Genomic DNA, 13,214 nt, shown 5'->3' on the forward strand with positions numbered 1-13,214 from the left:
CGCCCACGCTCCTTCATGCATGATCAGTGAGGCCCCTCGACCTTGGAGGCGGGGAGGCGACTCACGGACCATGTAAGGAGATGGCGTTGTCCATCTGGGAAGCACTGGCGGTATTCGCGGCCGGCGTGGGAGCCGGAACCATCAACACCATCGTCGGCTCCGGCACCCTGATCACCTTCCCGGTGCTACTGGCCACCGGGCTGCCCCCGATCACGGCGAACGTCTCCAACGCCCTGGGCCTCGTCCCCGGCTCCGTCAGCGGCGCCATCGGCTACCGCGCGGAGCTCCGGGGACAGACCGGCCGGGTCCTCCGCCTCGGGGTCACCGCGCTCCTCGGCGGTCTGGCCGGCGCGGTCCTGCTTCTCGCCCTGCCGTCCGACGCGTTCGACACGATCGTCCCCGTACTGATCGCGCTCGCCCTGATCCTCATCATCCTTCAGCCGCGCCTCGCCAAGGCCGTGCAGCGACGCCGTGAGGCGAACGGCACCGAGCCGCGCCCGAACGGTGGACCCGTCCTCCACACCGGCCTGTTCCTCGCCAGCGCGTACGGCGGCTACTTCGGCGCCGCCCAGGGCATCCTCTACCTCTCCCTCATGGGCCTGCTCCTCGACGACGGCCTTCAGCGGCTGAACGCCGTGAAGAACATCCTCGGTGCCGTGGTCAACGGAGTCGCCGCCGTCTTCTTCCTCTTCGTCGCCGACTTCGACTGGACCGCCGTCCTGCTGATCGCCGTCGGATCCGCCATCGGCGGACAGCTCGGCGCCGGAATAGGCCGCAAGCTCAAGCCCGCCGTGCTGCGCGGCTTCATCGTCGTCGTCGGCACCGTCGCCATCGTCCAGCTCCTGCTGCGCTGACACGACGAGGCCCGCCCCCCTCGTGCACCCGGGGAGCGGGCCTCGTCGTCGGTCCTACGCGGCGGGCTGCGCCGCCGCCAGCCAGTCCGGCAGCGCCGCACGCTCGCCCGACCGCAGACCGAGCAGCATCGCGTCCGCCGGCGACGGCACGAACGGCTCGTGCAGCAGCGGCATCCCTGCCTGCTCCGGCGTCCGGTCCGCCTTGCGGTGGTTGTCCTCGGCGCAGGAGGCCACCGTGTTCAGCCAGCTGTCCGCGCCACCGTGCGACTTCGGCACCACGTGGTCCACCGTCGTGGCACGCCGCCCGCAGTAGGCGCACCGGTGCTGGTCCCGCACCAGCACACCCCGCCTCGACCACGGCGCCTGTCTTCGGAACGGCACCCGTACGTATCTGCAGAGCCTGATCACCCGGGGCACCGGGAGATCCACCGCCGCCGCACGCACCCGGAGTGCCGGGTGGGACTGCTCGACCACGGCCTTGTCCTGAAGCACCAGCACGACCGCGCGGTTGAGCGTCACCGTCGACAACGGCTCGAAGCTCGCATTGAGCACCAGTGTGTCCCGCATCCTGCCCACCTCCGTTCGCCGGCCCGGCCCCCGTCGGCGGGCATCAGCCTTGGATCAACTCTGGCCGGGCGCGCCGAGATGGACAACGCAATATCTGTGCCTTGCCGGGGGAGGACACCTGAACCCCTGGCAACAAAACTGCCCTGCCCTGATCTCTCCAAGACCAGGGCAGGGCAAACTCCGGACGAACTCTCGACCGACTGCTCGGCCGAAATCTCAGCCTCCGGCAGGGGCTTCGTACTCGCCGATCAGCTGGGCACGGGCGAGCGTATGGAAACGCAGGTTGAAGCCGACGACCGCGGGAGAGGCATCGGAGTCCGGTCCGAGCTTCTCGCTGTCCACCGCGTACACGGTGAAGACGTAGCGGTGCCTTTCGCCCGCCGGCGGAGCGGCCCCGCCGAAATTCTTCGTCCCGTAGTCGTTACGGGCGTGGACGGCGCCCTCGGGCAGCCCCTCGAACTTCCCGCCGCCCGCACCCGCCGGCAGTTCCGTCACCGACGCCGGGATGTCGAAGAGCACCCAGTGCCAGAAGCCGCTGCCGGTCGGCGCGTCGGGGTCGAAGCACGTCACGGCGAAGCTCTTGGTCTCCGCGGGAAAACCCTCCCAGCGCAGCTGCGGCGAGCTGTTGCATGCGGCCTGCACCTGGGAGTCCTTCAGTACCGACCCCGGCTCGACGTCGTCGCTCACCACCGTGAACGACGGCACCGCCGGATGAAAGTCGTGGGGAAGCGGAGCCCTCTTGAGCTCGGTCACGTCAAACCCTCCGAATCGGCCGTTCTGCGTCTCGCGTACTGCCTCTGGTTCCGAGCCTAGAGCCAGTTGCGACGGCCGCCGACATCCGCCAGCCACTGGTTGAGGTAGGCCGCCCAGTCGGTCGACCGGAAGTCCTCGTGGTCCACCTTGAACGCCTTGTACGAGTCGCTGCTCTCACTGAAGAGGCCCGGCTTCTTGTCCATCTCCAGGATGACGTCCATCTCGCGGTCGTCGGCGACGAACGTCAGCTCGACCTGGTTCAGCCCGCGGTACTGCTGCGGCGGGAGGAACTCGATCTCCTGGTAGAACGGCAGCCGCTGACGCGTCCCACGGATGTGACCGCGCTCCATGTCGGCGCTCTTGAAGCGGAAACCGAGCTGGACGAAGGCGTCGAGGATCGCCTGCTGAGCCGGCAGCGGGTGCACGTGGATCGGGTCGAGGTCGCCCGAGTCCACCGCGCGCGCGATCTCCAGCTCCGTCGTCACGCCGATGTCCATGCCGCGCAGGGACTGTCCCTCGATGGTGGTGATCGGGGTCTCCCACGGGATCTCGAGCCCGAAGGGCACCACGTGCACCGCTCCGGCCTTCACCTCGAAGGCACCGCCGAGCCGCTGCTTGGTGAACTCGATGTCCTGCTTGACCTCCTGGTCACCGCCCTCGACCTCGACGCGGGCCTGGAGACCGACGGACAGCCCCTCGATCTGCTGATCCACCGAGCCGCCCTGGATACGCACCTCGCCCTGGACGACACCGCCGGGGACGACGTTCGCCTCGGTGAGCTCCGTCTCCACGGAGGCACCGCCCGCACCCAAGCTCGCAAGCAGCTTCTTGAAGCCCATGTCCACTCCTTCTTGGTTCTGACCCCTACATACGCCCGATGACCGTAGTCGGTTCCCCATGGCCTTGAGCGGATCCCCGGTACGCTCGAACGCGATGATCGAGAGCTCCGACCGTACGCCGCTGCCCCGGGACCACTTCGACCGCCCGGTGCTCGAGGTCGCACCCGACCTCCTCGGCTGCACGCTGACCCGCCTGACCGACGACGGCCCCATCGAGCTGCGCATCACGGAGGTGGAGGCGTACGCGGGAGAGGCCGACCCCGGCTCGCACGCCTTCCGCGGCCGCACCGCGCGCAACGAAGTGATGTTCGGCCCGCCGGGGCACGCGTATGTCTACTTCACCTACGGGATGTGGCACTGCCTCAATGTGGTGTGCGGCCCGGAGGGCAGGGCGAGCGGAGTCCTGCTCCGCGCCGGCGAGGTGACAGTGGGCGCCGACCTGGCGCGCAAACGTCGACTCTCGGCCCGGCATGACAAGGAACTGGCCAAAGGACCCGCCCGGCTCGCCACCGCGCTCGATGTGGACCGCAGCCTCAATGGAGCGGACCTCTGCCTCGGGCCGGCCGCGCCCCTCTCTCTGCTCCCGGGACTCCGGCCGGCGCCGGACCAGGTCAGGAACGGTCCGCGTACCGGGGTGGGAGGAGAAGGCGCATTCCACCCCTGGCGCTTCTGGATAGACGGCGACCCGACGGTCAGCCCCTACCGGGCCCACGTGCCGCGCCGCAGGCCCGCGACGCAACTTGACTCGGATGCCGGCGACGCCTAATGTAGCCCGAGCCGCTTGAGACGGAGCACTGCTGTTCAGCAGCTCTGTAGCGGCCATCCACTACTTACGACAAACCCGAACGGGTGCGATTTCGGCATGCCGGAATTCAATCCCCGGACTCGATTATGAGTCGCCTGGGAAATCCGCTAAAGTAGTGAACACGCCGGAGGGCCGAAAGGCCGGAAAGCACACCGAGGAAATCGGATCGGAAAGATCTGATAGAGTCGGAAACGCAAGACCGAAGGGAAGCGCCCGGAGGAAAGCCCCAGAAAATGTTCTGCGGGTGAGTACAAAGGAAGCGTCCGTTCCTTGAGAACTCAACAGTGTGCCAAAAATCAACGCCAGATATGTTGATACCCCGTCCATCTTCGGATGGTCGAGGTTCCTTTGAAAAAGTCCATCCCGCTTGCGGGGTGGCAATCACAGCGAGGACGCTGTGAACAATCGGTCTTATTCCGACCGGTTGTTCCGCTCTTCGGATGTGCACCCGATCACGGGTAAACATTCATGGAGAGTTTGATCCTGGCTCAGGACGAACGCTGGCGGCGTGCTTAACACATGCAAGTCGAACGATGAACCACTTCGGTGGGGATTAGTGGCGAACGGGTGAGTAACACGTGGGCAATCTGCCCTTCACTCTGGGACAAGCCCTGGAAACGGGGTCTAATACCGGATAACACTGCGGATCGCATGGTCTGCGGTTGAAAGCTCCGGCGGTGAAGGATGAGCCCGCGGCCTATCAGCTTGTTGGTGGGGTGATGGCCTACCAAGGCGACGACGGGTAGCCGGCCTGAGAGGGCGACCGGCCACACTGGGACTGAGACACGGCCCAGACTCCTACGGGAGGCAGCAGTGGGGAATATTGCACAATGGGCGAAAGCCTGATGCAGCGACGCCGCGTGAGGGATGACGGCCTTCGGGTTGTAAACCTCTTTCAGCAGGGAAGAAGCGAAAGTGACGGTACCTGCAGAAGAAGCGCCGGCTAACTACGTGCCAGCAGCCGCGGTAATACGTAGGGCGCAAGCGTTGTCCGGAATTATTGGGCGTAAAGAGCTCGTAGGCGGCTTGTCACGTCGGATGTGAAAGCCCGGGGCTTAACCCCGGGTCTGCATTCGATACGGGCAGGCTAGAGTGTGGTAGGGGAGATCGGAATTCCTGGTGTAGCGGTGAAATGCGCAGATATCAGGAGGAACACCGGTGGCGAAGGCGGATCTCTGGGCCATTACTGACGCTGAGGAGCGAAAGCGTGGGGAGCGAACAGGATTAGATACCCTGGTAGTCCACGCCGTAAACGTTGGGAACTAGGTGTTGGCGACATTCCACGTCGTCGGTGCCGCAGCTAACGCATTAAGTTCCCCGCCTGGGGAGTACGGCCGCAAGGCTAAAACTCAAAGGAATTGACGGGGGCCCGCACAAGCAGCGGAGCATGTGGCTTAATTCGACGCAACGCGAAGAACCTTACCAAGGCTTGACATATACCGGAAAGCATCAGAGATGGTGCCCCCCTTGTGGTCGGTATACAGGTGGTGCATGGCTGTCGTCAGCTCGTGTCGTGAGATGTTGGGTTAAGTCCCGCAACGAGCGCAACCCTTGTTCTGTGTTGCCAGCATGCCCTTCGGGGTGATGGGGACTCACAGGAGACTGCCGGGGTCAACTCGGAGGAAGGTGGGGACGACGTCAAGTCATCATGCCCCTTATGTCTTGGGCTGCACACGTGCTACAATGGCCGGTACAAAGAGCTGCGAAGCCGTGAGGCGGAGCGAATCTCAAAAAGCCGGTCTCAGTTCGGATTGGGGTCTGCAACTCGACCCCATGAAGTCGGAGTTGCTAGTAATCGCAGATCAGCATTGCTGCGGTGAATACGTTCCCGGGCCTTGTACACACCGCCCGTCACGTCACGAAAGTCGGTAACACCCGAAGCCGGTGGCCCAACCCCTTGTGGGAGGGAGCTGTCGAAGGTGGGACTGGCGATTGGGACGAAGTCGTAACAAGGTAGCCGTACCGGAAGGTGCGGCTGGATCACCTCCTTTCTAAGGAGCACATGGCCGACTGCGAGCGAATGACTCGCACGGTTGCTCATGGGTGGAACGTTGATTATTCGGCACGATCGGTTGTGAGGGACTCACCAGTACTGCTCTTCGGAGCGTGGAACGTGGTTCTCTCAGGAAGATCGTGCCGGGCACACTGTTGGGTGTCTGAGGGTGCGAGCGTTGCTCGCCCTTCGGGATGCCGGCCCCAGTGAACTCGCCTGTAAAGGCGGGGTGATGGGTGGCTGGTCGTTGCTTGAGAACTACACAGTGGACGCGAGCATCTGTGGCCAAGTTTTTAAGGGCGCACGGTGGATGCCTTGGCACCAGGAACCGATGAAGGACGTGGGAGGCCACGATAGTCCCCGGGGAGCCGTCAACCAGGCTTTGATCCGGGGGTTTCCGAATGGGGAAACCCGGCAGTCGTCATGGGCTGTCACCCGCTGCTGAACACATAGGCAGTGTGGAGGGAACGAGGGGAAGTGAAACATCTCAGTACCCTCAGGAAGAGAAAACAACCGTGATTCCGGGAGTAGTGGCGAGCGAAACCGGATGAGGCCAAACCGTATGCGTGTGATACCCGGCAGGGGTTGCGCATACGGGGTTGTGGGATCTCTCTTTCATTGTCTGCCGGCAATGAGACGAGTCAGAAACCGTTGATGTAGGCGAAGGACATGCGAAAGGTCCGGCGTAGAGGGTAAGACCCCCGTAGCTGAAACATCAACGGCTCGTTTGAGAGACACCCAAGTAGCACGGGGCCCGAGAAATCCCGTGTGAATCTGGCGGGACCACCCGCTAAGCCTAAATATTCCCTGGTGACCGATAGCGGATAGTACCGTGAGGGAATGGTGAAAAGTACCGCGGGAGCGGAGTGAAATAGTACCTGAAACCGTGTGCCTACAAGCCGTGGGAGCGTCGCTGTATGTGCTTGCACATGCAGTCGTGACTGCGTGCCTTTTGAAGAATGAGCCTGCGAGTTAGCGGTGTGTAGCGAGGTTAACCCGTGTGGGGAAGCCGTAGCGAAAGCGAGTCCGAACAGGGCGATTGAGTTGCACGCTCTAGACCCGAAGCGGAGTGATCTAGCCATGGGCAGGTTGAAGCGGAGGTAAGACTTCGTGGAGGACCGAACCCACCAGGGTTGAAAACCTGGGGGATGACCTGTGGTTAGGGGTGAAAGGCCAATCAAACTCCGTGATAGCTGGTTCTCCCCGAAATGCATTTAGGTGCAGCGTCGTGTGTTTCTTGCCGGAGGTAGAGCACTGGATAGGCGATGGGCCCTACCGGGTTACTGACCTTAGCCAAACTCCGAATGCCGGTAAGTGAGAGCGCGGCAGTGAGACTGTGGGGGATAAGCTCCATGGTCGAGAGGGAAACAGCCCAGAGCATCGACTAAGGCCCCTAAGCGTACGCTAAGTGGGAAAGGATGTGGAGTCGCAGAGACAACCAGGAGGTTGGCTTAGAAGCAGCCACCCTTGAAAGAGTGCGTAATAGCTCACTGGTCAAGTGATTCCGCGCCGACAATGTAGCGGGGCTCAAGCGTACCGCCGAAGTCGTGTCATTCCAGCATGAGGGCCAACGCCCGCTGGGATGGGTAGGGGAGCGTCGTGTGCCGGGTGAAGCAGCCGCGGAAGCGAGTTGTGGACGGTTCACGAGTGAGAATGCAGGCATGAGTAGCGATACACACGTGAGAAACGTGTGCGCCGATTGACTAAGGGTTCCTGGGTCAAGCTGATCTGCCCAGGGTAAGTCGGGACCTAAGGCGAGGCCGACAGGCGTAGTCGATGGACAACCGGTTGATATTCCGGTACCCGCTTTGAAACGCCCAATATCGAATCAGGCGATGCTAAGTCCGTGAAGCCGCCGGCTGAGTCTTCGGACGAGGTCGGAGTGGTGGAGCCGACGAACCAGACTTGTAGTAGGTAAGCGATGGGGTGACGCAGGAAGGTAGTCCAGCCCGGGCGGTGGTTGTCCCGGGGTAAGGGTGTAGGCCGTGAGGTAGGCAAATCCGCCTCACATCAAGGCTGAGACCTGATGCCGAGCCGATTGTGGTGAAGTGGATGATCCTATGCTGTCGAGAAAAGCCTCTAGCGAGTTTCATGGCGGCCCGTACCCTAAACCGACTCAGGTGGTCAGGTAGAGAATACCGAGGCGTTCGGGTGAACTATGGTTAAGGAACTCGGCAAAATGCCCCCGTAACTTCGGGAGAAGGGGGGCCATCACTGGTGATCCGATTTACTCGGTGAGCTGGGGGTGGCCGCAGAGACCAGCGAGAAGCGACTGTTTACTAAAAACACAGGTCCGTGCGAAGCCGTAAGGCGATGTATACGGACTGACGCCTGCCCGGTGCTGGAACGTTAAGGGGACCGGTTAGTCACTCTTCGGGGTGGCGAAGCTGAGAACTTAAGCGCCAGTAAACGGCGGTGGTAACTATAACCATCCTAAGGTAGCGAAATTCCTTGTCGGGTAAGTTCCGACCTGCACGAATGGCGTAACGACTTCTCGACTGTCTCAACCATAGGCCCGGTGAAATTGCACTACGAGTAAAGATGCTCGTTTCGCGCAGCAGGACGGAAAGACCCCGGGACCTTTACTACAGTTTGATATTGGTGTTCGGTTCGGCTTGTGTAGGATAGGTGGGAGACTGTGAAGCTTGGACGCCAGTTCAGGTGGAGTCGTCGTTGAAATACCACTCTGGTCGTGCTGGATGTCTAACCTGGGTCCGTGATCCGGATCAGGGACAGTGTCTGATGGGTAGTTTAACTGGGGCGGTTGCCTCCCAAAGGGTAACGGAGGCGCCCAAAGGTTCCCTCAGCCTGGTTGGCAATCAGGTGTTGAGTGTAAGTGCACAAGGGAGCTTGACTGTGAGACCGACGGGTCGAGCAGGGACGAAAGTCGGGACTAGTGATCCGGCGGTGGCTTGTGGAAGCGCCGTCGCTCAACGGATAAAAGGTACCCCGGGGATAACAGGCTGATCTTCCCCAAGAGTCCATATCGACGGGATGGTTTGGCACCTCGATGTCGGCTCGTCGCATCCTGGGGCTGGAGTCGGTCCCAAGGGTTGGGCTGTTCGCCCATTAAAGCGGTACGCGAGCTGGGTTTAGAACGTCGTGAGACAGTTCGGTCCCTATCCGCTGTGCGCGTAGGAGTCTTGAGAAGGGCTGTCCCTAGTACGAGAGGACCGGGACGGACGAACCTCTGGTGTGCCAGTTGTCCTGCCAAGGGCATGGCTGGTTGGCTACGTTCGGAAAGGATAACCGCTGAAAGCATCTAAGCGGGAAGCCTGCTTCGAGATGAGGACTCCCACCTCCTTGAGAGGGTAAGGCTCCCAGTAGACGACTGGGTTGATAGGCCGGATATGGAAGCCCTGTAAGGGGTGGAGTTGACCGGTACTAATAGGCCGAGGGCTTGTCCTCAGTTGCTCGCGTCCACTGTGTTAGTTCTGAAGTAACGAACTCGCCCGACCCTGCCTTTTGGTGGGGTTGCCGGCTGGTAGTTCGGACATCTTCATAGAGTTTCGGTGGTCATTGCGTTAGGGAAACGCCCGGTTACATTCCGAACCCGGAAGCTAAGCCTTTCAGCGCCGATGGTACTGCAGGGGGGACCCTGTGGGAGAGTAGGACGCCGCCGAACAATCTTTCAGGACCCTTGGTCCAGCGTTCACGCTGGACCAAGGGTCCTTTTTGTTTTGCCGAGAATGACGAAGCGCGGCCGATCGCCGGCTGCGCGAGAATGACTGTGGTACCCGATGACAGGAGTCACGCCGATGTCCCCCAACTCTTCCGACGATCGTCCGGATCGCGAACCGCGTCGCAAGGACGGTGGTGACAGGGGCGGCTTCCGCGGCGGTCGCGACGACAGGGACCGTGGTCCCCGCCGTGACAACGACCGCGGTGACCGCGGTGGCTTCCGTGGTGCCCGTGACGACCGCGGCGGTCGCCCCGCCGGCGGTGGCGGCGGCTTCCGTCGTGACGACCGCCCTGGTGACCGCGACCGTGGCCCGCGCCGCGAGGACGACCGCGGTGGCTACCGAGGCCCCCGCGATGGCGGTGACCGCGGCGGTCGCCCCAGCGGTGGTGGCGGATACGCGCCTCGCCCCGGCGGTGGCGGCGGCGGTGGCTTCCGCCGCGATGACCGGCAGGGTGGCTTCCGTCGTGACGACCGCTCCGGTGGCGGTGGCTACGCGCGCCGCGACGACGACCGTGGTGGCTTCCGTGGCCCGCGAGATGACCGTCGTGACGAGCGTCCGGCCGGTGCCGGTGGCGGTTTCCGCCGTGACGACCGTCGTGACGACAGGCGCGATGACCGCCGTGACGATCGCGGTGCCCGTCCCGCCGGCGGCGGCGGCGGTGGCTTCCGCCGCGACGACCGTTCCGGTCAGAGCGGCTACCCGCGCCGCGATGACCGGCAGGGTGGTTTCCGTCGTGACGACCGCTCCGGTGGCGGTGGCTACGCGCGCCGCGACGACGACCGTGGTGGCTTCCGTGGCCCGCGTGACGACCGTCGTGACGAGCGTCCGGCCGGTGCCGGTGGCGGCTTCCGCCGTGACGACAGGCGCGATGACCGTCGTGACGACCGCGGTGCCCGTCCCGCCGGTGCCGGTGGCGGCTTCCGCCGTGACGACAGGCGTGACGACCGCCGTGACGACCGTTCCGGTCAGAGTGGCTACCCGCGCCGCGATGACCGGCAGGGTGGTTTCCGTCGTGACGACCGCTCCGGTGGCGGCGGCTTCCGCGGCCCGCGTGACGACCGTCGTGACGAGCGTCCGGCCGGTGCCGGTGGCGGCTTCCGTCGCGACGACCGCCGTGACGACAGGCGCGATGACCGTCGTGACGACCGCGGTGCCCGTCCCGCCGGTGCCGGTGGCGGCTTCCGTCGCGACGACCGTCGCGACGACCGCCGTGACGACCGCCGTGACGACCGTTCCGGTCAGAGCGGCTACCCGCGCCGGGACGACCGGCAGGGTGGTTTCCGTCGTGACGACCGCTCCGGTGGCGGCGGCTACGCGCGCCGCGACGACGACCGTGGTGGCTTCCGCGGCCCCCGCCGTGAGGAGCGCGACCGCGGTGGTTACCGCGGTTCCCGTGACGACCGCGGTGACCGCGGCGGCTACGGACGTCGTGACGAGCGTGACCGTCCCGAGCGCGAGCCCGTCAAGCGGCTCCCGATCCCGGACGACGTCACCGGCGACGAGATCGACAAGGACGTGCGGCAGGAGCTCCAGAGCCTGCCGAAGGGTCTCGCCGAGGATGTCGCCCGTAACCTCGTCATGGTCGCGAACCTGATCGACGAGGACCCCGAGCAGGCGTACGCCTACTCCCGTATCGCGCTGCGGCTCGCGTCCCGTGTGGCCGCCGTGCGTGAGGCGGCGGGCTTCGCCGCCTACGCGACGCAGAAGTACTCGGAGGCGCTGGCCGAGTTCCGTGCGGCGCGGCGGATGACGGGCACCGTGGAGCTGTGGCCCGTCATGGCCGACTGCGAGCGCGGGCTCGGACGGCCGGAGCGGGCGCTGGCGATGGCCGGTGAGCCGGAGGTCCAGAAGCTGGACAAGGCCGGCCAGGTCGAGATGCGGCTCGTCGCCGCCGGAGCGCGCAGGGACATGGGGCAGCTGGACGCCGCCATCGTGACCCTGCAGAGCCCCGAGCTCGCCTCCAACTCCGTTCAGCCCTGGACGGCGCGGCTGCGTTACGCCTACGCCGACGCCCTTCTCGCGGCAGGCCGTGAGAACGAGGCCCGGGAGTGGTTCGCCAAGGCGCTCGAGGCGGACAAGGACGGCGCCACCGACGCGTCGGACCGGCTCGCCGAGATGGACGGTGTCGAGTTCGTCGACGCCCTGCACGACGACGAGGACGCCGAGGACCACGAGGACGCCGAGGGCGACCAGGTCACGGACCGCGCCGGGGACGACGACCTGAAGGCCGGCAGCGGCCCCGAGTCCGTCACCGGGCCCGAGACCGGCACCGACGGCACCGACGCCGAGCCGGACGCCGGCCAGGACAGGTCCGGCGACCAGTCGTAACGCGCGGCACATGAATGAGGGCGGCACCCGTTCCACGGGTGCCGCCCTCGGTCGTTTCCGCCCGGTGTCATTCCAGCGTGAGGCTCCGCAGCACCAGTCCCGTCGCCGGCTTCGGTCCGAACGACGTCGACTTGCGGGGCATCGTGACGCCTTGCAGCGCCAGCTCCCGCACGACGTCCTCCCGCACCGGGTGCATCAGCACCGCCGTGCTGCCGTCGCGTTCGGCCTTGGTGACCGCCGCCCGGGCGTCGTGGATGTAGGCGATGTGCTCGGGGTCGTCCGGGATCCGCCAGACCTGCTCCAGGAGCGTGGAGTGCAGCACCGTGGCGTCCAGGGTGCGCCATGCCTCCGGCGGACCGTTCGGCACCGTGCGGCTCAGCAGCCCGGCGTCCGGACGGTCGACGAGGTGGAACCCGCCCTCCCCGGCGAGGAGGAAGGCGTTGCCCTCGCCGGCGGCGTCGGCCAGGACGTCCAGTGCCTGCGGCAGCGGTACGTCGAGGTGCCTGACACGGAAGGAACCTGCCAGGGCCGTGAGCGCCCGGTCGACCGGCAGGCCGTGCAGCAGGCGGTGGATGGCCCGTACCTGAAGGGGGTAACGGGCGGAGTCGATCAGCAGCACCAGGCCGTAGTTCCACGGGCCGGGCGAGGTGTGCTCCGCGCGCAGCCGCAGATAGGTCGCCCAGCGGTGGTGGCCGTCGGCGATCATCGCCTGATGCCGCTTCAGGTCCTCCTGGATCTCCGCCTGTTCCCCGGCGTCGGTGACGCACCACAGGCGGTGGCTGAAGCCGTCCTCCGTGGTCGTGGACAGCAGCGGCGAGCGCCGGACGGTGCGTTCGATGACCGCGGTCGTGCCGACGGCCCTGCCGGAGCCGCGGTACGTGAGGAGCAGCGGTTCCAGGTTCGCGGCCGTCGTGCGCATCAGGGCCGCGCGGTCGGCGACGATGTCCGGCATGACACCCTCGTGGGGCAGGACGACGCCGTCGGACGGCTCCGAGAGCGCCAGCGCCCCGATGACGCCGCGTTGCAGGACGTCACCCTTGCGCTGCTCGTAGACGTACAGGGCGGGCTCGTCGTCCGCGGCGAGGACGCCCTCCTCGAGCCAGCGCGTGAGCGTCTGCGCGGCCTGGTGGTGGCGGTCCTCCGGGGTGGTCGCCTGGGGCAGGATCAGGCGCACGATGTTGTGCGGGTCCGACGACTCCAGGTGGTGCAGGCCGTCCGGCCTGACGACCACGTCGTACGGCGGCGAGGTCACGGCGGCGAGGCTGCCCACCCGCTCGGGGACGTAGCGCAGTCCGCGGAACGGGATCAGACGCAGGCCGCCATCGGCCGCAGGACCTTCGTTGTTCATCAGGGCATCGTATGCGCGTGGTGGCATGAGCGATGATCGGGGGA

Annotated in this window: 7 protein-coding genes, 3 rRNA genes and 1 pseudogene; 7 read left to right on the forward strand and 4 right to left on the reverse strand. The window is 65.2% G+C overall.

What is annotated here, in order from left to right:
• Window positions 1-80 precede the first annotated feature (80 nt).
• Window positions 81-854, forward strand: a complete 774-nt coding sequence (locus SPRI_RS28445; protein ID WP_005319177.1) for a sulfite exporter TauE/SafE family protein — start codon at window positions 81-83, stop codon at window positions 852-854.
• A 54-nt stretch (window positions 855-908) separates the two neighbouring features.
• Here the strand turns inward: SPRI_RS28445 and SPRI_RS28450 are convergent, their stop codons facing one another.
• The 3 genes from SPRI_RS28450 to SPRI_RS28460 form a co-directional block, all read right to left on the reverse strand.
• The gene (locus SPRI_RS28450; protein WP_053557459.1) at window positions 909-1,421 is read right to left on the reverse strand and encodes an HNH endonuclease; all 513 of its coding nucleotides are present in this window, start codon (window positions 1,419-1,421) and stop codon (window positions 909-911) included.
• Window positions 1,422-1,637: 216 nt separating this feature from the next.
• Entirely contained in the window at window positions 1,638-2,174 is a 537-nt protein-coding gene (locus SPRI_RS28455) for a YbhB/YbcL family Raf kinase inhibitor-like protein (RefSeq protein ID WP_005319181.1), read from the reverse strand.
• Window positions 2,175-2,230: 56 nt separating this feature from the next.
• Window positions 2,231-3,013 carry a sporulation protein gene (locus SPRI_RS28460; RefSeq protein ID WP_005319183.1) on the reverse strand — a complete coding sequence of 261 codons (783 nt, stop codon included), beginning with the start codon at window positions 3,011-3,013 and terminating at the stop codon, window positions 2,231-2,233.
• Between the two features lie 94 nt (window positions 3,014-3,107).
• Here SPRI_RS28460 and SPRI_RS28465 point away from each other — a divergent pair, with 94 nt between their 5' ends.
• The 6 genes and pseudogenes from SPRI_RS28465 (at window position 3,108) to SPRI_RS28490 (ending at window position 11,822) form a co-directional block, all read left to right on the forward strand.
• Window positions 3,108-3,779 (forward strand): DNA-3-methyladenine glycosylase, encoded by a 672-nt coding sequence (locus SPRI_RS28465; protein ID WP_005319185.1) that lies wholly within the window; start codon window positions 3,108-3,110, stop codon window positions 3,777-3,779.
• 504 nt (window positions 3,780-4,283) lie between these two features.
• Window positions 4,284-5,809, forward strand: a 16S ribosomal RNA gene (locus tag SPRI_RS28470).
• A gap of 285 nt (window positions 5,810-6,094) precedes the next feature.
• A 23S ribosomal RNA gene (locus tag SPRI_RS28475) occupies window positions 6,095-9,219 on the forward strand.
• 100 nt (window positions 9,220-9,319) lie between these two features.
• A 5S ribosomal RNA gene (rrf, locus tag SPRI_RS28480) occupies window positions 9,320-9,436 on the forward strand.
• The 16S, 23S and 5S rRNA genes sit together here, the layout of an rRNA operon.
• Before the next feature lie 115 nt (window positions 9,437-9,551).
• A pseudogene (locus SPRI_RS39900) lies at window positions 9,552-10,790 on the forward strand (hypothetical protein); the annotation flags it as partial.
• 219 nt (window positions 10,791-11,009) lie between these two features.
• Entirely contained in the window at window positions 11,010-11,822 is an 813-nt protein-coding gene (locus SPRI_RS28490) for a tetratricopeptide repeat protein (protein WP_053557461.1), read from the forward strand.
• Window positions 11,823-11,889: 67 nt separating this feature from the next.
• On the opposite strand, the gene SPRI_RS28495 is transcribed toward SPRI_RS28490, so the two are convergent.
• On the reverse strand, window positions 11,890-13,170 hold the full coding sequence (locus SPRI_RS28495; RefSeq protein ID WP_053557462.1) for a DUF1015 domain-containing protein: 1,281 nt from the start codon (window positions 13,168-13,170) through the stop codon (window positions 11,890-11,892).
• Between the last annotated feature and the right edge of the window lie 44 nt (window positions 13,171-13,214).

It is taken from the genome of Streptomyces pristinaespiralis (assembly GCF_001278075.1).
GTDB lineage: Bacteria > Actinomycetota > Actinomycetes > Streptomycetales > Streptomycetaceae > Streptomyces > Streptomyces pristinaespiralis.

Bases quoted from the DNA above. Each gene is read 5' to 3' on its own strand.
- SPRI_RS28445 (WP_005319177.1), top strand. From the start codon at position 81: ATGGCGTTGTCCATCTGGGAAGCACTGGCGGTATTCGCGGCCGGCGTG.
- SPRI_RS28465 (WP_005319185.1), top strand. From the start codon at position 3,108: ATGATCGAGAGCTCCGACCGTACGCCGCTGCCCCGGGACCACTTCGAC.
- SPRI_RS28495 (WP_053557462.1), bottom strand. From the start codon at position 13,170: ATGAACAACGAAGGTCCTGCGGCCGATGGCGGCCTGCGTCTGATCCCG.
- SPRI_RS28450 (WP_053557459.1), bottom strand. From the start codon at position 1,421: ATGCGGGACACACTGGTGCTCAATGCGAGCTTCGAGCCGTTGTCGACG.
- SPRI_RS28460 (WP_005319183.1), bottom strand. From the start codon at position 3,013: ATGGGCTTCAAGAAGCTGCTTGCGAGCTTGGGTGCGGGCGGTGCCTCC.